Genomic DNA, 23,437 nt, shown 5'->3' on the forward strand with positions numbered 1-23,437 from the left:
ATAAATTGAGGAAATAAAAATGGGAATATTTGAACGTTATCTCAGTGTTTGGGTGGGGTTAGCTATCCTTGCTGGTTTGGTTTTGGGCAATCTACTGCCAGATATGTTTGCCTTGGTGGCATCGCTGGAATATGCCCATGTAAATTTAGTTATCGCCGTACTCATCTGGGTGATGATTTACCCCATGATGGTGCAGATCGACTTTTCATCGATTAAAGATGTTAAAAAGAGCCCACAGGGGCTAATTCTGACAGTCGTCATCAACTGGCTGGTTAAGCCCTTTACAATGGCACTCTTGGCCTGGTTATTTTTCAAGGTGCTGTTTGTCGATTGGGTCGACCCTAAGAGCGCGACCGAATACATCGCTGGCATGATTCTACTCGGCGTGGCTCCCTGTACGGCCATGGTGTTTGTCTGGAGTCAGCTTACCAAGGGCGATCCAAACTATACCTTAGTTCAGGTGTCGGTAAACGACCTCATCATGGTGGTGGCTTTCGCCCCTATCTGTGCATTACTGCTGGGTGTGAATGATATCCAGGTACCTTGGGAAACCTTGCTCTCTTCGGTATTTCTCTACGTGGTTTTGCCTCTGGTTGCCGGTGCGTTAACCCGTAAAAAGCTAGAAGCAGACGGCGATGCCGAGTCTTTAAATAGGTTTGTTGGCAAGCTAAAGCCTTGGTCAATGCTTGGTCTGCTCGGTACTGTAGTGTTGCTATTTGGCTTCCAGGCCCAGACGATTATCGATGAGCCACAGAACATCTTACTCATTGCCATCCCTCTGATGATCCAGACCTATGGCATCTTCTTCATTACTTACTATATCGCTAAGAAGATGAAGCTGTCCCATAAGATAGCGGCTCCGGCCTGCATGATAGCGACCTCTAACTTCTTCGAGTTAGCCGTCGCCGTGGCTATTTCGCTATTTGGTCTGCACTCAGGAGCGGCTCTGGCTACGGTTGTTGGTGTCCTGGTCGAGGTCCCGGTTATGCTCACTCTGGTGGCTTTCGTGAATAGTCGACGAAGTAAATTTGAAGCCGATACAGGCACTCAAGCAGTAGAAACATAATTATGCACAACAGGACCTAGGATTTAGAACCTAGGTCTTGGAAGTTGGCTTAAGAGCTAGATTCTGGAGTTAGCAATAGCTGAATCGTAATAGCTGAATTGGAATAGAAGCAATCAAGGAACTGAGTCATGAGTATTAAGATAGGTATCAATGGGTTTGGCCGTATGGGCCGCTTAGCATTAAGAGCCGCCTGGGATTGGGATGATGTCGAATTTGTGCATATCAACGATCCCGCTGGCGATGCTCATACTTTGGCTCACTTGTTAACGTTCGATTCGGTCCATGGACGCTGGCTATATGAAGCGACAGCAGATGAAACTTGCGATTCCCATTACATAGTGATCGGTGATAAGCGTATTTCTACGAGTCGCAATACAGCTATTGCGGATACAGACTGGTCAGATTGTGATCTCGTTATCGAGGCGTCTGGCGTGATGAAGACTAAGGCTAAGCTGCAGGCTTATCTGGATCAAGGTGTGAAGCGCGTTGTGGTGACGGCGCCAGTGAAAGAGGAAGGTGTACTTAATGTGGTGATGGGAGTCAATCATCATCTATATGACAAGGACCTCCACCCTATAGTCACAGCGGCTTCCTGTACCACCAACTGTTTAGCGCCTGTGGTGAAAGTTCTACACGAGAAGATCGGTATCAAGCATGGCTCCATGACCACGATACACGATATTACTAACACCCAGACCATACTCGATGCGCCCCATAAAGATCTGCGCCGTGCTAGAGCCTGTGGTTTGAGTCTTATCCCGACCACGACAGGTTCGGCTACCGCGATCACCCATATCTTCCCTGAGCTTATAGGTAAGCTTAACGGCCATGCGGTGCGCGTCCCCTTGGCCAATGCTTCGCTGACCGACTGTGTATTCGAACTTGAGCGCGGCACTACAGAGAATGAAGTCAACGCCCTCTTGAAAGAGGCTGCGGCGGGAGAGCTCAAAGATATCTTAGGCTTCGAAGAACGTCCTCTGGTTTCGGTAGATTACAAGACAGATCCACGCTCTTGCATTATAGATGCACCATCGACCATGGTCGTTAATGGCACTCAGGTGAAACTGTATGTCTGGTATGACAATGAGTGGGGATATGCGAATCGCACAGCAGAACTTGCGCGAATGATTGGTCTTCAAGATAAAGGTTAAGAAGGAAGCGAGTAACTAGTTCCTAGAATCTAGATCCTAGATCCTAGATCCTAGAAACTCGAAACTAAGGAACTTATGTTATCCAGTATCAAAGCCCTGCCTGAGCAGGTTAAACAATATCTGCTCGTCACAGGCAACTATTGGGCATTTACCTTGACCGATGGTGCCCTGCGCATGCTGGTAGTGCTGCATTTTCATCAGCTAGGTTATAGCCCTCTCGCTATCGCCATGCTGTTTCTCTTCTATGAGATCTTCGGAGTGATTACTAACTTAGTTGGTGGTTACCTGGGGGCGCGGATAGGGCTTAATAAGACCATGAATATTGGTCTTGGTTTACAGGTCGCGGCGCTTGTCATGTTGCTGGTGCCAAGCTCCATGCTCACCTTAGTTTGGGTTATGATGGCGCAGGGTATTTCCGGCATAGCCAAAGATCTAAATAAGATGAGTGCCAAGAGCTCAATCAAGATGCTGCTGGTTACTGAGCAGGTTGATGGCCAGACGAAGGCTGGAGATGTTGCTAAGCAACAGAAACTCTATAGCTGGATTGCCAAGCTTACCGGTTCTAAAAACGCCCTCAAGGGAGCGGGATTCTTTCTCGGTGGAGTCCTTTTGAGCCTGTTTGGCTTCACTGTTGCCATCGCTATCATGGCAATCGCGCTAACCTTAGTCTGGGTTTTGAGTCTGTTTACTCTCAAGCGAGATCTGGGCAAGGCCAAGAACAAGCCCAAGTTCAGCGAGATATTTTCTAAGAGCCGCAGCATCAATATTCTATCGGCGGCGCGCATGTTCCTGTTTGCTGCCCGTGATGTCTGGTTTGTGGTGGCATTGCCCCTCTATCTCGGCAGCCAGTTTGGCTGGGATCACTATTATGTGGGAGGATTCCTGGCGCTTTGGGTGATCGCTTATGGTTTCGTGCAGACTCAAGCTCCAAGGTTGACCTCTAAATCCGATGGCTCTGCGCCAGGAGGAAGGGAAGCCCTGTTATGGGTTTGTGCACTCACGGCTATCCCCGGGCTGATTGCATTAGCCTTGACCTTTAATATCAGCCCTCAGTTGAGCTTGTTAGCTGGATTGATGCTCTTCGGTGCAGTATTCGCGGTTAACTCTTCACTACATAGTTTTTTGATCGTCAACTATGCCAGTGACGATGGTGTCTCTCTGGATGTAGGCTTCTACTACATGGCCAACGCCATGGGACGCTTAATCGGCACAGTGCTTTCTGGTTATGTGTATCAGGTAGCAGGGTTAGAAGCTTGTTTGTGGATCTCATCCGTTATGCTGGGGCTGACGGCTGTTATTAGTATCTATCTACCAAAAGATTAGCGCCTTGGAATGAAGGCTAGGTTACATTTTTTATTTAGCGTCGGCTGAGTTTGCATTTGGTTGGTTATTGCAAGGCGGACCTTCATGGTGATTTATCGCTTCCCAGCGCGGGATGTGCACTCTTTATTTTGAGAAGGTTCTACGAGTCGCCACAAGCATATCGCTGTGGGCTCTACCAAAACGTCCATGTTTTGGAAGCTCGCAGCCGCATCTACACTTGTTATTACAAGCAAAGAGTAAGCAGTGTGTTTCTTCGATTTAACTTGGTGCACACTGACCCTTTTATTATTTTTTCGTGCTTTCGACAAATGACTGAATTAATTTAAGGAAGTCATTTTCGGCTAACTTTGCATTCTTGAGGGTTTGCTCGTGTGACAGTTTTACATCACCTAGGCCCTCAGCCATATTGGTAATGGCGCAAATCGCAAGCACAGGTAAGCTACAATGTGCGGCAGAGATCACTTCAGGTACAACAGACATACCCACAACATCGCCACCAATAATTTGCATCATGCGGATCTCTGCTGCAGTTTCAAAACAAGGTCCTGAGTAAGAAACAAATATACCTTCGTTTAACACAATATCTTGCGCTTTAGCTATGCTAAGCGCTTGTTGGCGGAGATCTTTGTCATAAGCGTTGGCTAGACTGAAGAAGCGTGGTCCATATTTGTCATCATTTTCGCCAGTCATAGGGGTGCTAGGCATAGTATTAATATGATCGGAGAATACAACCAAAGAGCCAACATCAATACGCTCCGGGCGCAGCGAACCTGCAGCATTGGTGACCAATAATAGGTCACAACCTAGAGTCTTGAATGTCCGCACTGGTGTGGTCATGACTTTCATGGTTTCATGTTCATAGAAATGGCCCCGACCTTTCATGCAGACTATAGGCACACCATTTAAATAACCTAAAACCAGCTCACCACTGTGACCTTCGACAGTGCTTACTGGGAAACCAGCTAGTTCTTGGTAGCTAATACTTACTTTATCTTCGAGTTTGTCTGCGAGCACACCTAAACCGGAACCTAAGATCATGGCTATTTGTGGCTTAAAACCTGGCTTGTATTTGTTAATCGTGGCGACAGTATTTGAGACCGGATCGTAGCTAGACATAATTTATTCCTAAGTGGATTTTTATTATACTCACGATATTCTTAAGCGATGCTAATTAAAATCACTTAAATCGGCCTTAATGTGCTGTTTTTCAGCACATTCTCAAATACTGTAATTCAAAGAATTAATACCGTTATTTAATACATTGATAGAATGTGTTTTTGATGAAATTTGACTCAATGAAGTGCCAGTTATCGCAATTTAATGGGTGATATATTTTTGAAAAAAGACCATCTTGATATGCTACTCGATCTTAAAAGCCTCTATTGGGCTGAACGCTTAAGCATGAAAATGCTTAGGTACTTTTATGTGGCGAGCCATAGTCAAAACTTAACTCAAGCCGCTGAGCGTCTGCATATTTCAAAGTCGCCACTGAGCGCTCAGATGCGAGAACTTGAAGCTATTTTAAGTGTTGAATTATTTAACCGTGAACAACGGAGTATTCAATTGACCGCAGCTGGAGTTCTACTACGCCAAGAGTGTCAGTCCATTTTTGAAGTTATCGAACGCTCAGTTAATAAAGTGACCCAATTTGAACGAGAAACTCAAGGTCACTTGCGTTTTGGGATTGTCAGTTCGATTTTTTGGGCTGGTTTTGGATATGCTTGTCAGCAATTAAAGAAACAATACCCTAAGATTCAGTTTGAGTTTATTGAGCTGTCGCCACAGCGGCAAAAAGTGGCTTTGTTTAACAATGAAATTGACATTGGTTTTGTACGTTATGCTGACACTCTTAATATCACGCCGTTAGAGTCCTGTGATCTCTATTGTGAGTCGATGTCGATTGCACTGCCAGACAAACATAGACTCTGTAGGCGAAAGCAACTTTGTTTATCAGACCTTGCTAATGAACAGTTTGTCATGATGAGCCAGAAAAACTCAGCTTCGGCTCTATTAGTGGTAGAACACTGCATAAAAGAAGGTTTTATTCCGCATATTATTCAGGAAGTTGTCGAGCCGATGACCTTGATGAATGTGATTGAAAATCATGAAGGTATATCTATAGTCCCTAATAGTTTTAGTCGACAGAGCTGGAAGCATATTCGTTTTGTTGAGCTTAAGCAGCACATTCCTGCCAATATTTGTGCTGTATACCATCCGCAAAAGATAACTGAAGACAAGCAGGCACTCATTCAGTCTTTAAATGTCTTTATGAACGCGGCTCCCCGTAGTATCCCCTCATAAGATAAACCAGGTCAATAAATTGGACCATGTACAGCTCGATTTTAGCTCTAAAGTTTAGTAGTGATAACCAGTAAAATACTGGGTAGGTTATTGATTAACAATGAGTGGCAATCTTGTTGGTATTGAACTTTTCCTTATATTTAGTCATGCCAAGTGGTTTTAGTAAACTGTCTTACATCAGTCCTTTATTATCAATATTTTTTTGAAACTGATGCCACTATTATCTGACTTATAAAAATAAATAAATTCATTAAGATAGGTTGCACGTAAACGATAATTTCTAGGTTTGTGCATGAAGTCTATTGCTATATTTTTCGATTCAATCCCCTAGAAAAAGAAGCTCAAGGTAATTAGTTCAATCTAAATTCAATTAACACCATAAAGAATCAGAGCCCTGAAATAAGGAGTTAAATTATGAATATTACTGGCTTAGATCATTTTACGATCAGGACGGTTCATCTATCGCAAACATTAGACTTTTATCAAAACATTATTGGTTTAATTGAAGGGGAGCGACCTGAGTTTAGGTTTGTAGGGCATTGGTTGTACGCCTCGAATAAGCCCTTGTTGCATTTGGTTGAAGTTAATCCTGATGATGCTGAATTACAGGCTTATTTGGGAAAGCGAGATACGGCTTCTGGCTCAGGAATGATAGACCACCTTGCCTTTCGTGGCCATCGTCTAGCGGAAATGCAACAGCGGCTAGCGTCACTGGCAATATCATTTCGAGAGAGAGTGGTGCCTGAGATTGGTGAGCATCAGTTATTTGTTGAAGATCCTAATGGGATCACTGTAGAGATGATTTTTACGCACGATATTGACAATAAGTTTGTTGGTACCCCAATGAAAAATTTACTATTTATTAACGAGTAAGTAGAGGAATAAATGGATAATTATAGTGAACTACGCCGGAAAATTTTAATGTCTTTAGGAGCGGCAGGATTAATGAGCTTTTCATCAACTAAAGTGCTGGCAGGGAGTGGTTTGTCCTCAGTTAAATTGGGCGTGACTAATTTGAGTTTTCATCGTGTAACGGCTGCGGTTGTCGCACAGGTGATGAGCGTCATGGGGAAGCAGGTTATTCGTAGTTATGATCTACATGAAGCTAATTTTAATCGGCTAAAAGATGGCAATGTTGATTTTGTCAGTTCCGCTTGGTTGCCATATAGCCATGGTCTTTATCAAACTTCTGTCGAAGAGACTATTCCGACTCGTGAGTTGGGTTTGCATTATCAACCCTATGCGCTTTGGGGTGTACCGGATTATGTTCCTGTCTCTGATGTGGAGGAGATAGGAGATCTGCTTAAGCCAGACGTTATTGCCAAAATGCGTCCCTTTATTCAGGGGATAGGAGAGGGGGCAGGGATCACTCGCTTCTCTAAGAAAATCATGCTGGATTACGAGCTTAGTGCATCAGGTTATCAATTTAGGACAGGTACTCAGGCGGATTGTGTCGCTGCCTTTGAAGCGGCTGTAGCGGTGAAAGATTGGGTCATAGTGCCGTTATGGCACCCACAATTTTTGCATCACCAATATAAAATCCGAGAGTTAGGGGATCCTAAATATCTGCTTGGCGGTAAAGATAGAGCGGTATTGCTTGCTAGAGAAGATAGCCTCAATGCACACTTTACGTCGCAACAGATTGCTGTACTGGATAATATTCATCTCTCAAATGAGATTGTTGCTGAGCTCGATTATGGCGTCAATCGACTTGGGCTAACGGAGGATGAGGCTGCTGCTAAGTGGTTGACAGATAATCCAACCCACCTTGCTCAATGGCTAGAACCTCTGATGCAAATCGATAAAGCCTAGATGACTGAGTCTTAAGGAGTAAACATCTTGGTAGATGATTCAGCTGAAATGAGAATAAAGCGATTAGGACTAACTCTACCCGATGTTGCTTCGGCTCTGGGGAATTATGAGCCTTATTGTATTGTAGGCAATACACTTATGACATCGGGTCAGTTTCCATATTTAAATGGAGAGCTACAATATCAAGGCCAATTAGGGCGGGAGTTTTCACTAGAGCAAGGCTATCAAGCCTGTCGACTGGCAGCGTTGAATGCAATTGCACAACTTAAGCAGGCTTGTGGTGACCTTTCACAAATAAAGCAGATCTATAGATTAGAAGGCGTGTTGAATGTAGGTGAAAACTGCTTTGACCATCCTAAGGCTCTGGATGGCTCATCGGATCTTATGCTTGAGGTATTTGGTGAGCGGGGACGTCATACTCGTATGATTTGGACTAACCCTGTGATGCCACTTAATAGCCTTTGTTTGGTGTATTTATTTGCCGAATTAAAATCTGATATACTTTGTAAATGAGGCGATAAATCAGGTCTTCTATTGTTAATGCAGGCTATTTTCGTTCTTCAACATATTAGCCAACAATTTTTTTCCCGTTATTAGTGCGTTACTTTTTCAGGTAGAGGGAATATGGAAATCAAAGTAGATGTATATTCAAATAAAATGGTGCTGTCTACCAATGAACGTACTATGACTTTCATATCCAAAGAACCTTTTACTACCACATGAATATCTTGAGGGTGGTTTATCTGAAGTCGAAGATCGCGTACTTAGGGAAATAGCTTTAGGTGCAGGTGCAAGAGAAGTACATGTTGTTGTGTAATGTGATGAAGAACTGAGACGCCCACAATTGTTTGCACTTAAGGTCGCTCCTAGACATCTGACCCATATGGATATGGAGAATGCCATTATGATGAAAGGAGCATCATTGACCGGCCTTCACGACATTGGTGCATTCATGCACGGCACCCACGGCAGGTGATAAATAAAAATGAAGTTTGGTTGTTAAATTCATTGGCCGCTATCATAACTGTTAGATAAAATAACCTAGATATTTGTAAACTTTTTATTTGAAAACTCACAACCCCGCCCAATGAACCCAAAAAAGATATTTGAATCAAACTTGTTATCCGACAAGTTACCGTATTCTATGTGTAAAACTATTCACCATTAGTTTCCTCCTCCACCCTTTCCAAACCTTAACTATTCGTTGTACTCTGGGGCGCAATCAAAAATATTAGCCATAGAGCTAAACGCAAAAAACATAAAAATAATCAGCAAGAATTGAAGAGGTTTAAATGGAAGGAATAACTGAATTTGTCAGTATGATCAATGGCTTTGTATGGGGTGTCCCCATGCTGGTCATGATCTTAGGTGTTGGTCTGTTTCTCTCCGTAGGTTTGAAACTGATGCCAATTTTAAAATTGGGAACAGGCTTTAAACTGCTCTGGTCTGGTCGGATCCCTGATAAAGATAAGTCGATGGAAGGGGAGATAAGCCCTTTCAATGCGTTAATGACTTCGCTTTCAGCAACAATCGGTACAGGTAATATTGCCGGTGTTGCTACAGCTATCTTTATTGGTGGTCCGGGCGCGTTATTCTGGATGTGGTGTACGGCGCTGGTGGGTATGGCGACTAAGTTTGCGGAGGCAGTACTCGCGGTAAAGTATCGTGAAATAGATGCAAATGGCAACCACATCGGTGGCCCTATGTACTACATCAAGAATGGACTCAGCAGCAAGTGGGCCTGGTTAGGTACCGCATTTGCCCTGTTCGGTTCTTTTGCCGGTTTCGGTATCGGTAATACAGTACAGTCAAACTCGGTAGCCGACGCTTTAAGCAGTAATTTTGGCGTGCCGACTTGGGTAACTGGTCTAGTACTTATGGTGCTGGTAGGCGCTGTGCTGATGGGCGGTATTAAGCGTATCGCCGATGTGGCGGGTAAGCTGGTACCACTCATGACCCTGTTCTATATCGCTGCAGGTCTTGCCGTATTAGCCGTTAATGCAGCCGAGATTCCGGATGCCATTGCCTTGATTATTCACAGTGCATTTAATCCGGTTGCGGCTCAAGGTGGCTTCGCCGGTGCAGCGGTATGGGCAGCGATTCGTTTCGGTGTGGCACGAGGCATCTTCTCTAATGAAGCGGGCCTAGGTAGTGCACCGATTGCTCACGCTTCGGCTCAGACTAATAACCCGGTCGCTCAAGGCCTGGTTGCCATGTTGGGTACTTTTATCGATACCTTAATCGTCTGTTCTATCACAGGCCTGGCAATCATAGTATCGGGTGCCTGGACATCGGGTGAGAATGGCGCGGCGATGACGTCTTTGGCATTCTCAACGGCGCTGCCTATGGGTAACTATATTGTGGCAATAGCCCTATCTGTGTTCGCCTTCACCACCATCTTAGGTTGGAGTGTGTATAGCGAGAAGTGTGTGCAGTATCTATTTGGCGTGAAGGCGGTGAAGCCTTTCAGAATTCTATGGATTCTGGTGGTGCCATTAGGTGCGGTTAGCTCACTGGATTTCATCTGGTTACTGGCGGATACGCTCAATGCCATGATGGCGATTCCAAACCTTATCGCTCTGGCATTACTCAGTCCGGTAGTGTTTAAACTGACTCGGGAATATTTTCTTAAGAAGCGCGAAGAAGAGGCGGCTGCTAAAGCTTAATCTATCAATAGCTACATAATCGAAAACAAAAAGCGCCGAGAGGCGCTTTTTTATGTCTGTGATTTCCAGATCCTGTTTATACCGATAGGTATCAATCCAGGCGCTTATTGAATCTTAGTGAGGCTATGATAATACCTATGATGGTAAAGCCGACCAGCCAGAGGGCATCGAAACTCATGTCGCTTATCTCTCCGCCTCGGAGCACCACCGCGCGAATGATGCGCATGAAGTGAGTTGCAGGAAGAATTTCGGCAAGCCACTGAGCAGGTTTGGGCATAGCCTCGAAGGGGAACATGAAGCCTGACAGCAATATGGTGGGCAAGATAATAAATATGGTCATCTGCATAGCCTGAAGCTGAGTCTTGGCTATGGTTGAGATGATCAGTCCCAGAGTGAGACTCGCGGCGATAAACAATAAGGTGCCTAACAGCAACTGAGCGATATCACCATTGATCGGCACATCGAAGATGAGGTGGCCCAGGCCAAGAATGATGGTCATCTGGATCAGACCGACGAATATATAGGGTAATATTTTACCTAACATCAATTCCAGAGGCTTGATTGGGGTGGTGATCAACAGCTCCAAATTACCTTTCTCACGTTCACGGACTATGGCGGCCGAAGTAAACAAGATCATGGTCATGGTTAAGATCACCGCGATAAGCCCGGGAATAATATTGACCGCGGATCTTTGCTCAGGATTATAAAAAAGTGCGACTTCAAATGTCGGTGCCTGTTTTGAGACTAGGTTGGTTATCTGATCCAGAGGCATGTTGCGCAGTTGCATAATTGCGCCGGCTATCATGGTGTCCGAGCCATCCACTAACCATTGACCTAAGGTCTCCTTGTTGGCCAGCTTCTCGGTTAAATTTGGTGGCAGGATGAGGGCGGCTCTGATCTCGCCGCGGGTAATAGCGGCTTCGGCTTCACCGCTGGTTTTGTAATAGGCCTCCACAGATACGACCTGGGTTACTTTAATTGCCTCGACTATCCAGCGACCCGCGGCGGAGTCACTTTGATCGACGATGGCAACGGGCACGTCTCTTACGTCTGTGTTGATGGCATAACCAAACAGCAGCAGTTGGATCAGAGGGATCATCACCACCATGGCAAAAGTAATGCGATCTCTCTTAAGCTGCCTTATCTCTTTTGTGGTTATCGCCATGGTTCTGCGAAAGCTGTTAATCATGGACATATTAACTGACCTCCAAGGCGGATGATTGCTCAGTGACAGTCACAAAGACATCTTCGAGATTAGGGGGGGTTAAGTGTATTTCAGATTGTTCCAGTGTGGGCAGAGCCCGTTTTAGCCAGATATCGGGTTGGTTAACCTTGTCATCTACCAGCACTCGCAAGCGTGCCCCTATTTGGGCTGCCGATCTTACCTCGCTAAATTCGAGTAACTCATCTTTTACTTGTCTCAGGTTAGGGTGAGTGAGTTCGAGCACATTCGCCCCCATATTCTCCATCAAAGCTTTTGGGCTGTCGTCGGCGAGTATAACGCCCTGATCCATAATCGCCAGGCCATGGCAACGCTCGGCTTCATCCATATAGTGAGTGGTCACTAAGATACTGGTTCCCGCTTCGGAAAGATCGAACAGTTGCTCCCAAAAATTACGTCGACTCTGTGGATCTACGGCCGATGTTGGCTCATCAAGGAACAGGAGTTCAGGGTCATTGAGGCAAGCGCAGGCAAGAGATAGGCGCTGTTTCTGACCGCCACTTAAGGTGCCGGCAAACTGCTTAGCCAGTTTTGTTAGCTGATAGGTGCTGATGAGCTGTTCTATTTTACGTTTGCTCTCGTTGGGGGATAAGCAGTAGATCTGCGCAATAAACTCCAGGTTCTCTTTGACCGTGAGATCGTCATACAGGGAGAACTTCTGTGTCATATAACCTATACGTAGCCTGAGTGCTTCACTCTGTTTGGGGATAGACATACCCAGCACACTTATCTCACCAGCGGTAGGGGTCAGTAGCCCAGTTAACATACGTATGCTGGTGGACTTGCCGCAGCCATTAGGCCCTAGAAAACCATAGATCTGGCCTTTGGGGACGCGAAGGTTGAGATTTGATACCGCGGCGAGCTTGCCGAACATTTTGGTCAGGCCTCGGGCATCGATGGCGAGTTCATGGTCGTGTGTGTCACAGCTGTTCATGGCAGGTCCACCTGAGAGGGGATACCTGTAGGCAAATTATCGGCCTCTGGACCCAGATCTATCTCGGCGAGGTAGACCAGGCGGGCCCTGTCTTTTTGATTGAGTGCATAGTAAGGGGTAAATGCGGGTTCCTTATTCAAACGGCGTAGAGTGCCGATGAAGGCCTTGTCTATGCCGTCTACCCGTACGTTAAGTTTCTGACCTATGGTGAGCTTGGCCATATAGGTTTCAGGTATGTAGACGCGCGCATAGGGAGCATTGTCGGCTTGAATCGCGACTATGACGGCATTTGGTGGCACGCGCTCGCCAAGGTTAAAGGGTAAGCTGTCGAGCCGTCCGCTACGGGTAGCGACCACGCTTAAGTCATCTAATGTCTGCTGCTCCAGTGAGAGATTGGCAATATTAGCATCTAACGCAGCCTTGGCCTGATTGATATCCTCTTCCCGGACGCCGGCGATAAGCTTACTGAGGTTTTCCTGTGCTGCGGTTAATTCGGCACGCGCCTGATCTCTGCCGGCCTTCGCCTTGTCTTGGGTCGCCTGACTGGTTAGGTTTTGCTTCAACAGGCTGGATGTGCGTTTTAAGTTCTGTTCGGCTTCTAATAATGCAGCCTTAGTGCGGGCGACATTGGCCTGAGCGGTGGCGATATCTTCGGGTCGTTCGCCGTTGGTTAATCGTAACAGATAAGCCTGAGCCTTATTGACCTCGGCTTTGGCGATGGCGACTCTTGATTCTTGCTTTCGGGTATCAAATTGAACCAGTAGATCACCTTTTTGTACCAGGCTGCCCTCGGTCTGGGGCAATGAGGTAATAATTTCACTCGCCGTGGCTCGAAGCAATACGCGATCTCGCTCTAAGGTGCCTAATGCCTGATTTGGCATGTCTCCCTGACAGGCGGTTAATAATACGAGCATAGTGATTAACAGGATTTGCTTCATCTGTTCTATTCCTTGATTAGAGCTTAGCCTCATCTAGTCATAATGGAATGCACAGAAAAAGAGATCAATCGCTTTGTTAAATAAGTTGTAAAAAGAAGGGGCTAGGGGGTACTTATGATTAGGAATACTCAAATGGTCTCATTCGAGTATTCCTCTAATCTAAGATATTAGTAAAAGTCTCCACCCATGGCGCGTTTAAGTTCTGCTTCGGCGAGTAACTCTTCTAAACGTTTTTTCACTTCTCGTCGGTGTTGCAATTCATCTGCCGCTTTAGGGTTTCTTGGTGAGGTGAAGGCTTCTATCTCTCTATCGTTGGGCACAAGTTCAATAATCTGAGCCATAACGAACTCCTATATTTTAAAAATTCTATGGCTGGTGGATCTGTGTGCCAGAGAAAAATGAGACTGACAAAGTGTCAGGAACTTAGTAGAAAAAGTGCTTTAGCTTAGGATGTTAACTCTGTTGAGTTGGAAGTATTCGGCTTCATATTAGTAAGCGCTGATAAGAAAGATATCAGGCTATTTGGAGGGAAAGTGAGATCCATTTAACATTATTTGTAGATAATAAAAAATTAATGGTTAGTGGGGATAACTTAGGGTGGGTTTTATTTAATTGTATTTTAACCAATGATTTAATGTGTTCCGTGAACTAGGTCATCGCCAAAAAAACGATAACCTAGCCGATTCTGGATCACAAAGTTAGCAAACTCTAACGTAAACTAGCATCAGGATAGTGATTTTATTAAAGGTCGAAACTGTAGCTGTAACCTAAGACAATTTTTGGATCATCATCCTTTAGGTCGGTATCGCTCAAGCTGAAAGAGATGGATCCAAAATCTGTCTCTTTATTGAGTGAGACCGAATAATCGGTATAATTGCTGGTGTCGAACCAAGCGGTGACAATATCTCCGCTGGAGTAGCCATAGTGTGCCGATATGGATAGAGTCTCAGACAGTGGAAAACTGACTCCGGCATCTATATATCCCATATCTGTATTGTCTAAAGGCTCGCTGGCCACATCGCTGCCTGCGTTGACGACATATGAGTAGCTAAGGCTGAACCATTTCCAGCTAATACCAGCGCTGAGCTCCCCAAAATCGACATTGGAGTCACTGTCTGGATAGGCGTAATAGAGATAACCGACATCATAGCCAAAGTCTTCACCGATTGATCCTGCATAGCCAGCATAAAAATCGAGTTCGTAACTGGTGCCATCATCGAAATCGACATTAGATGCCCAAGTGCCAAGATAGAGTCCGCTATCATGCTCGTAATCAACCCCTCCCTGGACAGCGACAGCATCTTGAGTCTGAGTCACACCTCGCCATAGGTAGTTTGAGGTCGCGCCGATATTTCCCGAAACGGCAGCACTTGCTGAGAAGCTGAGCAGGATGGCTGAAGCTAAAATAGAGCCAGATATTATTGCTTGTTTCATGTTCATTCCCTTTGATGGTTAGCGTGCTTATCCCTGCAGTTGAATTGGTATATATTTTTAAGCAGTGGATGTGCTCAAAGGAAAGCGAGTATTGTGCCAAAACTTAATTGTTTGAATTTAAAGGGATTGATCTAGACTTTGGCTGATTGCCGGACTGGTTTGTATGATTTTAGAGCAGATGTGCACTTTAATCGTGCAAGGAGGAAGTTCAGGCATAAAAAAACCTCCCTGTAGGAGGTTTCTTTAGACAGAAAAACCTTACTGATTAACGCTATCTTTCAGTGTTTTGCCTGCTTTAAACTTAGGTACGGTTGCAGCTGGGATCTGGATCTCTTTACCCGTCTGTGGGTTACGACCAGTACGTGCAGCTCGATTAGTAGTTTCAAAAGAACCAAAGCCAATAATAGAGATTTTATCACCACCCTTCAGGGCTTCTGTGATTGTCTCTTCAAAAGATTTTAGTGCGCGTGCAGCTTCTGCTTTAGTCAGGTCCGCATTTTCAGCCATTTTTGCAACAAGTTCAGTCTTATTCATTTGAATCGTCTCTTCTTTCCGTAGATTTAATTAAGCTAACCACATTAGGTACTTAGTAATTACTCTACGTAACATGCCATAAGCTTAGCCATTTTTAAAGGCTTTTAGCGCCCTGAAATGGCGTTTTAGGTCAATTTTCGAGTAAATAATCATCAAAATGTGCTTGTTTGACGAATCATCGAGCATTTAGCCCAGTGGTGGACCAGTTATCTGGTCCATTCTTGTTTTGCCACACTGAGCATTTCTCGGGTTAATTGGTATTATTCATCGAGCAGTTGATAAAGAAGTTGCTTAACCAGTTGAGGTTCGAAGGGTTTGTCACAGAGGGCATTGACTCCGGCATGAGACACGTTACTCAGATGTGTTTCGTTCGCTTCAGATGACACCATTAAGATAGGGATATGGGATTGTTGGCTATCATTACGAATAAACTGGGTAAGGGCGAGTCCGTCTACACTTGGCATATTGTAATCTGTGATCACCAGATCAAACATGTTCGACTTCATCAGTTCAATGGCTTCGGCCCCATCGCTGGCTTCGGTGACTAATCTAAGGCCTAAATTGTTTATGGTGCGCTTAATGATGTTTCTCGCCATCATGCTGTCGTCAACAAGCAATACCCTAAGGTTGTGGACATCGAAATGGTTGAGATCGAGTTCATCATTACTGAGTAGATCTATGGTGGCGTTAAGCGCTTTACCTAAGTGCTCAGAAGAGAAAGGCTTTGGCAATATCGATACTACACCGGATTGGCGATAAGCCTCTAGATGTTCACGACGACATTCGCTGGAGACCAACATAAACTGTATATCTTGATATTCGTCATTGCCTTTGAGCTGCTTAAGCAGATCTAATGCCGTACCATCTTCAAAGTGCATGGCACTAGCAACAAGATCCGGATGATGTCTGTCTATGATAGTGAGGGCTTCATCTAAGGTTTTGGCAGTCTGAATGTTATTAATGCCTTCCTGATTCAAACTGTTACTGATTATTTTTCTTTGAGTATCAGAGGGCTCAACAAGTAATATTGAAAGTTCACTCGGGAGTAGCATGCTCATCGTCACGATTCTCGGAATATTGTTATCATTGTGTGGCGGCTAAATTACATTAAAGATCATGCATGATCAAACAAGCTTACTCGTGTTCGATTGATTCTTCCGCTTGCAGGTAGGCCTTAGTGGATTTGGCTAGGGCAAGATAGATCTGGAATGACAAGAGTAGGGTAGCAACTATTGCTATAAGGGGAACGGGAATATCATGTCCATCTAGGATGACTTTGACATCTTGCGGCGAGATTTGATAGGCGATAATGGCTGTGCCACCCAGTGCCGATAATCCCAGTGTCTGTATACCTAAGTAAACTTTAAAGACGATGCTGGCCCAGTTAGTCCTTAGCAGCAGGCCTATAAGAACCGGGATAACCCCTAGAGAAAACAGATCTACGGCTTGAGTATTGACAGCCCGGAATAGGGCGATTAATGCCAAGGCGAAATATAGGAACATGAGTATAGATAAGCCTAAGGGTGGTTTTTTCATTAAATGTCTCATAGAACCTAAGTGATAGTTTATTTTGATGCTAGGAATTGTTGGCGAGTGTAGAAAAGTCCATCAGCGCTGTCAAAGGTATATCCCTTTTTCTTTAAGGGGAAGTTTGTAGTACCAATACGCTCGGTATTAGCTGACACCTCTATTGATAGTTTTACTGGCTCTGTCTTCCTGGCTGAGAATTTGTACTGTCTCGAGTCAGTATATTGGTTAGAATAGTCAAAAGCAGTAGATGAGAGTGAAGATAAGCCAATGACTGAAATAGAATTCTGGCAACTGGTAACGAGAGAGAGACCCGCGCAAGACCAGATAAGCCTTGCCGATAACCTTAAGAGTAAATTAGAACAACTATCTGACCAAGAATTGCTCGAATTCGATAAAATATTCGGGCAGCAGATGCGCAGATCCTATTTTTGGTCTATTTGGGGAGCGGCTTATATTATCACTGGCTGTGATTCAGAGTATGCTTTTGCCGAGTACCGATGTTTTCTTATCTCATTGGGTCAAGACTGGTACGAAAAAGTGATCGCCAACCCCGATGAGATTGCTCAGTTAACTCAGTGGCCAGAGAAAGATGGTTATCCTTATCCGTTTTTGGATGAATATGATTTGATAGCCGGTCAGATCTTCGAAGATAGAACTGGAGAAGAACTTCCTTTTATCCCTTCCGGAAAAGCGACGCCACAAGGTAAAAAGTTCATCACTAAGAAAAAGCAGCTAAAACTTACTTATCCGCAATTGAGCCAAAGATTTCCATTCTAAACTGGCTTTGTCTGGCTGATTTTTTAGAGAAGGGAACGTAAAAAAGCGAGGTTAATCTCGCTTTTTTTATTGATTTTTTATACCTATCGGTATTCGTTGCTAGCTTACTTCTGCTCGTAACAGACTTCGGTGGCATTATCGTATTGACGCCCATGTTCATTACAGATATTACTCATAAATTTGTTTTCTGCCTTTTCCAAGCCAGCGTCGAAGTCTTGTTGTTGGTTATCAATCATAGCTTCATCTGACCTGCCTTGCTGCTCTGACAATAGTTCCATATGCTGATTGACGGCGGCTTGTTCCGAAGGCGTAAAGTCATTGGCGGACGCTTGACCTGTGATCATAGCGCCTATGATAAAGACTGAGAGTAGGGCGATTTTACCAGAGAAGCTGACTTTAGTTTTCGTGATTGCATGGCTCATAAAATGTCTCCAAAATGTATTGTGACCAGATAAGGAAGCGTTTGCACTTAGTCGACATCCGTCTTAACTGTCGATGAAGAAGTGTCACCTCTGGTAGTAAGCTTGTTCTTTCGAAACCTGGTCTCAAAAGAGTGCTAGTGCTCGTTAACTTATTCAGTATGTTAAACGGTAAACCATGAACCTAAGCTGAATGAAAAGTGAGCGGTTTAATTTGGAGTGAGACGCCTGATTCAGAGTCGGTAATGGCTATCTTGAGGAAGTTGACTTGAGAATGTGTTCTTGAGTAAGTTTGCTTGGGAGGTGTAAGGAAGGCGAGGCATAGATTGCCTCGATCCAGTTTATCTACACTTCTTTCGACAGCATGAGCAAGTGCAATGCTACTTGCATATGTGGATTCGTTATACGGATCATTGTGAGGTACAGATCTCTTCGCCGGTATCCATGTCGATAGAGTATTCGGTACAAATTGGCTGTAGCAGTTCGAGGTTTTCTTGATCGAGTTGCTGATCTATCTTGTCTAATTGGGCTTCTGCATCCATCTCATCGGTGAGGGCCTGATACTGGCTAAGCACTTCGTCGGCAGTGGCCTTAGTCTCATCTATCTCTAAACTAGATAAGTCGGTGGCACTCACTAAAGAAGATGCGGTGAGAAGAGAGATCATTAATATGTTTTTTAGTGAAGAAGTCATAGTCATAGTCATAGTGCTTGGATAGGTATTTTGTTGCATATTATCATTGCCAACTTGAATGTCTGCTGAACTGTTACGATATCAGTAAGGTTTATAGGCTAAGAAGGAGGGCTTACTCTCTTTTCATTGTTTCACATTGAAAGCCTTGTCGGCTGGAGTCGAAGCGGCATCTTAGCCCGCATTCCCAGGGGGCGTTATCAAACCGGACCGAGGTTTCTACTGCGTGTTCACGGCAGGTTTCATAGCTGATAAAGTCATCTTGCTTCTTATATCGACCCGAATTGTAGCCATTGGTATACACGAAAGAGGACCAGGTTTCAGGTGAATGACTCTTCTCTGAGCTATTGATAAGATAGAGGCTAGTACCAAGAGCGATGAAAATTAGCGTAACAAGAATAATCGCGGGGGCATTTTTCATTTGATGTTTGATAGATTAGCATTGAGTGACGCTATTCTATTTATCTATGATAATTTTTGATACAGTTTTATCTAATTATTATGTAATTAAATCTAGCATGTTACGGTCTAATATAAATGGTGCACTATACAAGTGAATAGTCATTAATTGTTTTGCATTAAGCTCATATTCAGGTTAGATTTTGTACGCTAAATGCCATGAAAAACACTTAGCCCAGGAGGCTGATATGAAGTTAACCCATCTATTACTAGCAGGAACTATGGTTTCTGGCGCGATGCTTTCAGGTGTCGCGGTTGCCGATGAAGTGGCTGAAAATCCAGTGACAGAGCAAGGTGTGGTCAAGATAACTTGGCAAGACCCTAACAGTTTTCGTGATGTCAAAGCGGTGAGTGATATTCAGTCGCGTTATGAGGCTCGTACGTTTGAAACATTAACCAAGAGCCTGAATAAAGAGGCGAGCAAAATTCTCAAACCGGAACAAAAACTTGAGTTGATAGTGACAGACTTAGATCTTGCCGGCGATGTCAGGCCGACATTCGGTGCGACCATGAATGATATTCGCTTGATCAAAGATATCTATCCGCCTCGCATTACCTTTAGTTATTCGGTACTCGAGGGCGATAAGGTGGTCATGGTAGGTAACGAGAAGCTGACCGATATGGGCTTCATGCATAATATAGGTCGCATGAGTGATAAGCCATTAAGATATGAGAACAAGTTACTTGCCGATTGGATGAAGAAAACGGTAGAGCCTAAAATTTAAGTTCTAAGAAATAGAATAGTTCTAATGTGTTAGGTGCAAAAAGGCTAAATGAGCGAATCGCTTATTTAGCCTTTTTTGTTTCGTAATTCAGAGCTCACAGCGTACAGATTATTTTGATTGCTCTTTAAATGCCTGTAATGTCTGAATCAATACGCCCAACTTGCGTACAAACTTCTCTAATGCAGCAGGCATATTTTCGCTATCAGTCGGCAGCTCTTCGAGTTCATCGGCAAGCTCCTGGACATAGGGCTTAAAGCGATTGCTGTTGGTGATGAAGCCTTCAGTCTGAGTGAAAATCCTATTGAATTTTACATGACCCGCTTTTTTTAACTCATCGAGCTTGCCATCTGCATCGATGGATTTACGATAGGCTGATTGTAAGTTTTGTTTCAATTGTTCAATAACACGTGTGTGTGGCATAAAAGCCTCTCATTGCATAAACTTTTAAATTATCGAGATTATAAGGGGCTAATCAGATGGCAACAAGTCGGCATAGGTTATTACTTGGTGTTGTATGGCTCGTTTTTTCGGGTTTTACCGCGTCGGCTCAGGCCGCAGTAGAAGATAGGCCCCCTTTCTTTCAGCTAGACTATCAGGGCCAGACAGCCTATCTCCTCGGTTCCATTCATGTGGGTCAGGCTAATTTCTATCCCATGGCCCCGCTGATCGAATCTAAATTTGAGTCGGCAGGATCTTTAGTTGTCGAGGCCGATGCCGCCAGTGCCGATATAATGGCCTTGATAAGAAAATATGGATTGAACAAGCTCCCTATAGACGTTGAAACGAAAACTGTACTCGATGCCTACTGTAAACAAAGAGCCAGTGTGTGTGCCACGCTGAGTGGATTCGCGCCTTGGTTGCAGTCGATGCAATTGGGAATGAATCGGTTCGAGGAGCTAGGTTACAGTGCTGAGTATGGCGTGGATCAGAGGTTTATTGCTAGTAATCAAGGCCGTCCCCTGTTAGAGCTAGAGAGCACCGAGTTCCAGTTCCGTTTACTCTCTTCCTTCGATGAGAAGTCTCAGTGGGCCATGGTAAGAGAAGCCATAGAATCACCGGACGAAGATATGCGTGGCCTGGTTACGGCATGGAGAACGGGAGATGCGGCACATATCGCCGAGTTGATGGAGGGGCAGATGTCAGATGAGGAGGATCTCTTGATGTTGGACAAATTGCTCTGGCAACGAAACATAGATATGGCCGCGAGAATTCGTGAGCTAATGCTAGAGCCTGGCATTCAGCAACCGCTATTTATCATTATCGGTGCCGGCCACTTGGTTGGCGCTAGAAGTATTCCCATGGAGATGACTCAGCACGGTGCTAAGGTGACAAGCTGTTGGCAGCTGGAATGCGACTGAAGCTGATACTTGTTAATCTCAGACTCAATAAGGATTAAATCATGACTAAGTATTAGGGCTAGCTTGCATTTGCCTGACTATACTTTGGACTCACTATTGGTATTCAAAACGATACTCGCATCTTAGATGGAGTTTGATTCGGCGAGATTAGCAGCAAGGAGGCTGAATGCAAGCAGTCACAATTCCTCCCCCGAAATTGGGTTTCGAGGAGATCCCCAGAAACTGGGATAAGAAGCATAACAAGGTCATAGCCAGAGTCGATCCCGGCGCTTTCTATATATCTTCCCATGACGAATATATTTTCACTCGTTTGGGCTCCTGTGTTGCCGCCTGTATCTGGGATCCCTTACTGGGGATCGGGGGCTTGAATCACTTCCTCTTGCCCGAGAAGGAACTTCATGAAGACTGGCACCAACTGACCAGTTATTCATGCCGCTATGGAAACTTGGCCATGGAGCAACTGATCAATGGGATCTTGACCTTAGGAGGTAAGCGTCAGAGATTAAAGGCAAAAGTGTTTGGTGGGGCCCAGATTACTAAGACGTCAGTGCTCAATGTCGGTCAATCCAACATAGAGTTTGTGAAGGAATACCTGAAACTCGAGGGGATCGCGATAGAGTCGGAGGACTTGGGCGGTCCCTGGCCGCGTAAAGTACTGTTTCACCCCAATAGCGGTAAAGTCTTGTTGAAACGTATGTCACCTGCGCGTATAGGTCAGATGGTGACTGAAGAGAAGGTCTATCTTAGTAATATCGTCAAAAAGCAAGAAGATAATCAGATCGAGCTATTTTGAAGCCTGGTTTCCTCTAGTGCCAGGACAATACTTTCGGCGACATCTTATAGGTGGGTTTTAATCAAAACCCAGTCCAAATTCATCTCAAAATCTTGCTGTATCTGTTTTACACTTTTAACCATAGAAATCCAGTATGTTTTCATCTAAGTCTATCGCCTTGTGTACGCTCAAAACCTATTTGAAATAGATTAATTCTGTTTGAATTTAGCGTATCTAGCTTACTTTAAGGTATACTCGCTGGCTTGAAATCTGTTTGGTGAGATAAAATTTGAAAGGTTCGGTTAACGTGGAAAATGATTATTCTATTGAATTGAAGGCGATGCCTTCTCTATTTTCCCTCTATCGCAAGATCTTCTTCGGGCGTAAGCCTGGGTGGGATGAGCAGCCTTTGCCACGGATCTACGTTTCAACGCCTAATGTCAGCTTGTCGCAAGATAAAGTTGCTCAATACTCTTCGGTATGCGGCTTCGACTTCGACGGCACGACACTGCCCATGACTTACATGTATGTTATGGCATTTCGTCTGCATGCGGTTATCTTTACCCATGATGGCATTACGTTCCCTCTGCTTGGAATGATTCATCTTAAGAACAGTATTTCTCAGTACAGAGTGTTAAATCTCGATGAAAAATTCGATATTGAGTGCGCCTTAATGAGCAGCACTGTGACGGATTCAGGATTAGAATTCGACTTAGTCTCGAAAGCTTTCGTCGATGGTGAATTGGTTTGGGAGTCATTGTCTACATATCTCTATCGTATCGAGAACGGTAAGCGCCGTATTCGCCCACCTAAGGCTAATGCCATGGCTTGGGAGTCACCCGAGGCTTGGAGCTTAGCCGATGATTTAGGTCGCCGTTATGCAAAAGCTTCGGGAGACTATAACCTTATTCATCTTCACCCCGTACTCTCGAAACGTTTTGGTTTCGATCGTGTGTTAGCTCACGGTATGTGGTCTAAGGCTCGCTGTATCGCCCAGATGATGCCGCAAATTGGCGAGCGTCCCTGCAAGGTGGAAGTTGCATTTAAGCTGCCACTGTTAATGCCAGCCGATGTTACCTTCGATTCCGAGACTGATGAAGATAACTTAGTCTTCGAATTAAGAGATAAACGGGGTCGTCGCCCACATCTCTCTGGAAAAATCAGTTTTCTGTAATAATGAGTATGACTCGAATAGAAAAGGCGCCAATGGCGCCTTTTTTGTTTTTTAGCATTGGAGATTAAGCAACGCTGTGGCCTGCCAGATGTTAAACCATTGCTGTTTGTCTAACTTTATCCGGTTCGATGCCAGGGCAGCTTCAATTCTTCG

The 23,437-nt window shown here is 44.6% G+C and carries 26 protein-coding genes; 13 read left to right on the forward strand and 13 right to left on the reverse strand.

What is annotated here, in order from left to right:
- Positions 1 to 19 precede the first annotated feature (19 nt).
- The 3 genes from arsB (at position 20) to arsJ (ending at position 3,540) form a co-directional block, all read left to right on the forward strand.
- Positions 20 to 1,066, forward strand: a complete 1,047-nt coding sequence (arsB, locus tag FS373_RS25880) for an ACR3 family arsenite efflux transporter (protein WP_152830904.1) — start codon at positions 20 to 22, stop codon at positions 1,064 to 1,066.
- Between the two features lie 128 nt (positions 1,067 to 1,194).
- On the forward strand, positions 1,195 to 2,217 hold the full coding sequence (locus tag FS373_RS25885) for an ArsJ-associated glyceraldehyde-3-phosphate dehydrogenase (RefSeq protein WP_152830905.1): 1,023 nt from the start codon (positions 1,195 to 1,197) through the stop codon (positions 2,215 to 2,217).
- 75 nt (positions 2,218 to 2,292) lie between these two features.
- On the forward strand, positions 2,293 to 3,540 hold the full coding sequence (arsJ, locus tag FS373_RS25890) for an organoarsenical effux MFS transporter ArsJ (protein WP_144044628.1): 1,248 nt from the start codon (positions 2,293 to 2,295) through the stop codon (positions 3,538 to 3,540).
- A gap of 285 nt (positions 3,541 to 3,825) precedes the next feature.
- On the opposite strand, the gene xapA is transcribed toward arsJ, so the two are convergent.
- Positions 3,826 to 4,656 carry a xanthosine phosphorylase gene (gene xapA / locus FS373_RS25895; RefSeq protein WP_152830906.1) on the reverse strand — a complete coding sequence of 277 codons (831 nt, stop codon included), beginning with the start codon at positions 4,654 to 4,656 and terminating at the stop codon, positions 3,826 to 3,828.
- 219 nt (positions 4,657 to 4,875) lie between these two features.
- On the opposite strand from xapA, the gene FS373_RS25900 reads away from it, so the two are divergent.
- The 5 genes from FS373_RS25900 (at position 4,876) to FS373_RS25925 (ending at position 10,319) form a co-directional block, all read left to right on the forward strand.
- Positions 4,876 to 5,841 carry a LysR family transcriptional regulator gene (locus FS373_RS25900; RefSeq protein ID WP_227993246.1) on the forward strand — a complete coding sequence of 322 codons (966 nt, stop codon included), beginning with the start codon at positions 4,876 to 4,878 and terminating at the stop codon, positions 5,839 to 5,841.
- Between the two features lie 414 nt (positions 5,842 to 6,255).
- Entirely contained in the window at positions 6,256 to 6,714 is a 459-nt protein-coding gene (locus FS373_RS25905; protein ID WP_144044631.1) for a VOC family protein, read from the forward strand.
- Between the two features lie 72 nt (positions 6,715 to 6,786).
- Positions 6,787 to 7,653, forward strand: a complete 867-nt coding sequence (locus tag FS373_RS25910; RefSeq protein WP_194165934.1) for a glycine betaine ABC transporter substrate-binding protein — start codon at positions 6,787 to 6,789, stop codon at positions 7,651 to 7,653.
- Positions 7,654 to 7,680: 27 nt separating this feature from the next.
- A complete protein-coding gene (locus FS373_RS25915; RefSeq protein ID WP_227993260.1) occupies positions 7,681 to 8,166 on the forward strand; it encodes an Atu1372/SO_1960 family protein in 486 nt (161 codons plus the stop codon).
- A gap of 779 nt (positions 8,167 to 8,945) precedes the next feature.
- Positions 8,946 to 10,319, forward strand: coding sequence for an alanine/glycine:cation symporter family protein (locus FS373_RS25925; protein WP_144044633.1), 1,374 nt, complete (start codon positions 8,946 to 8,948; stop codon positions 10,317 to 10,319).
- 91 nt (positions 10,320 to 10,410) lie between these two features.
- Here the strand turns inward: FS373_RS25925 and FS373_RS25930 are convergent, their stop codons facing one another.
- From FS373_RS25930 to FS373_RS25960, 8 genes are all read right to left on the reverse strand, one after another.
- Entirely contained in the window at positions 10,411 to 11,514 is a 1,104-nt protein-coding gene (locus tag FS373_RS25930; RefSeq protein ID WP_144044634.1) for an ABC transporter permease, read from the reverse strand.
- Between the two features lies 1 nt (position 11,515).
- Positions 11,516 to 12,475 carry an ABC transporter ATP-binding protein gene (locus tag FS373_RS25935; RefSeq protein WP_152830908.1) on the reverse strand — a complete coding sequence of 320 codons (960 nt, stop codon included), beginning with the start codon at positions 12,473 to 12,475 and terminating at the stop codon, positions 11,516 to 11,518.
- Positions 12,472 to 13,413: an HlyD family secretion protein gene (locus FS373_RS25940; protein WP_144044635.1), complete on the reverse strand. Its 942-nt coding sequence runs from the start codon at positions 13,411 to 13,413 to the stop codon at positions 12,472 to 12,474. Before FS373_RS25940 ends, FS373_RS25935 begins: the two co-directional genes overlap by 4 nt.
- A gap of 167 nt (positions 13,414 to 13,580) precedes the next feature.
- The gene (locus FS373_RS31690) at positions 13,581 to 13,754 is read right to left on the reverse strand and encodes a hypothetical protein (RefSeq protein ID WP_185976938.1); all 174 of its coding nucleotides are present in this window, start codon (positions 13,752 to 13,754) and stop codon (positions 13,581 to 13,583) included.
- Between the two features lie 400 nt (positions 13,755 to 14,154).
- The gene (locus FS373_RS25945; RefSeq protein WP_152830909.1) at positions 14,155 to 14,847 is read right to left on the reverse strand and encodes a TorF family putative porin; all 693 of its coding nucleotides are present in this window, start codon (positions 14,845 to 14,847) and stop codon (positions 14,155 to 14,157) included.
- Positions 14,848 to 15,105: 258 nt separating this feature from the next.
- Positions 15,106 to 15,381: an HU family DNA-binding protein gene (locus tag FS373_RS25950; protein ID WP_144044637.1), complete on the reverse strand. Its 276-nt coding sequence runs from the start codon at positions 15,379 to 15,381 to the stop codon at positions 15,106 to 15,108.
- 260 nt (positions 15,382 to 15,641) lie between these two features.
- The gene (locus FS373_RS25955) at positions 15,642 to 16,439 is read right to left on the reverse strand and encodes a response regulator (protein ID WP_144044638.1); all 798 of its coding nucleotides are present in this window, start codon (positions 16,437 to 16,439) and stop codon (positions 15,642 to 15,644) included.
- 76 nt (positions 16,440 to 16,515) lie between these two features.
- Positions 16,516 to 16,917, reverse strand: coding sequence for a hypothetical protein (locus FS373_RS25960; RefSeq protein ID WP_144044639.1), 402 nt, complete (start codon positions 16,915 to 16,917; stop codon positions 16,516 to 16,518).
- 261 nt (positions 16,918 to 17,178) lie between these two features.
- Between FS373_RS25960 and FS373_RS25965 the strand changes: the two genes are divergently transcribed.
- Positions 17,179 to 17,688 carry a DUF4240 domain-containing protein gene (locus tag FS373_RS25965; RefSeq protein WP_144044640.1) on the forward strand — a complete coding sequence of 170 codons (510 nt, stop codon included), beginning with the start codon at positions 17,179 to 17,181 and terminating at the stop codon, positions 17,686 to 17,688.
- A gap of 104 nt (positions 17,689 to 17,792) precedes the next feature.
- Here FS373_RS25965 and FS373_RS25970 read toward each other — a convergent pair whose 3' ends face one another.
- The 3 genes from FS373_RS25970 to FS373_RS25980 all read right to left on the reverse strand — a co-directional run bounded on the left by FS373_RS25970 (position 17,793) and on the right by FS373_RS25980 (position 19,217).
- Entirely contained in the window at positions 17,793 to 18,110 is a 318-nt protein-coding gene (locus tag FS373_RS25970; RefSeq protein WP_144044641.1) for a hypothetical protein, read from the reverse strand.
- 407 nt (positions 18,111 to 18,517) lie between these two features.
- Positions 18,518 to 18,772 carry a hypothetical protein gene (locus FS373_RS25975; protein WP_227993262.1) on the reverse strand — a complete coding sequence of 85 codons (255 nt, stop codon included), beginning with the start codon at positions 18,770 to 18,772 and terminating at the stop codon, positions 18,518 to 18,520.
- Positions 18,773 to 18,911: 139 nt separating this feature from the next.
- A complete protein-coding gene (locus FS373_RS25980) occupies positions 18,912 to 19,217 on the reverse strand; it encodes a hypothetical protein (protein ID WP_144044643.1) in 306 nt (101 codons plus the stop codon).
- 226 nt (positions 19,218 to 19,443) lie between these two features.
- On the opposite strand from FS373_RS25980, the gene FS373_RS25985 reads away from it, so the two are divergent.
- Positions 19,444 to 19,980 (forward strand): DUF3016 domain-containing protein, encoded by a 537-nt coding sequence (locus FS373_RS25985; RefSeq protein WP_144044644.1) that lies wholly within the window; start codon positions 19,444 to 19,446, stop codon positions 19,978 to 19,980.
- Positions 19,981 to 20,088: 108 nt separating this feature from the next.
- Here FS373_RS25985 and FS373_RS25990 read toward each other — a convergent pair whose 3' ends face one another.
- The gene (locus FS373_RS25990; protein ID WP_144044645.1) at positions 20,089 to 20,400 is read right to left on the reverse strand and encodes a prephenate dehydrogenase; all 312 of its coding nucleotides are present in this window, start codon (positions 20,398 to 20,400) and stop codon (positions 20,089 to 20,091) included.
- Between the two features lie 56 nt (positions 20,401 to 20,456).
- On the opposite strand from FS373_RS25990, the gene FS373_RS25995 reads away from it, so the two are divergent.
- From FS373_RS25995 to FS373_RS26005, 3 genes are all read left to right on the forward strand, one after another.
- Positions 20,457 to 21,338: a TraB/GumN family protein gene (locus FS373_RS25995; protein WP_144044646.1), complete on the forward strand. Its 882-nt coding sequence runs from the start codon at positions 20,457 to 20,459 to the stop codon at positions 21,336 to 21,338.
- 166 nt (positions 21,339 to 21,504) lie between these two features.
- Positions 21,505 to 22,131, forward strand: a complete 627-nt coding sequence (locus FS373_RS26000) for a chemoreceptor glutamine deamidase CheD (protein WP_152830910.1) — start codon at positions 21,505 to 21,507, stop codon at positions 22,129 to 22,131.
- Between the two features lie 319 nt (positions 22,132 to 22,450).
- Positions 22,451 to 23,284 (forward strand): MaoC/PaaZ C-terminal domain-containing protein, encoded by an 834-nt coding sequence (locus FS373_RS26005; RefSeq protein WP_144048782.1) that lies wholly within the window; start codon positions 22,451 to 22,453, stop codon positions 23,282 to 23,284.
- Positions 23,285 to 23,437: the final 153 nt, after the last annotated feature.

It is taken from the genome of Shewanella sp. YLB-07 (genome assembly GCF_009377275.1).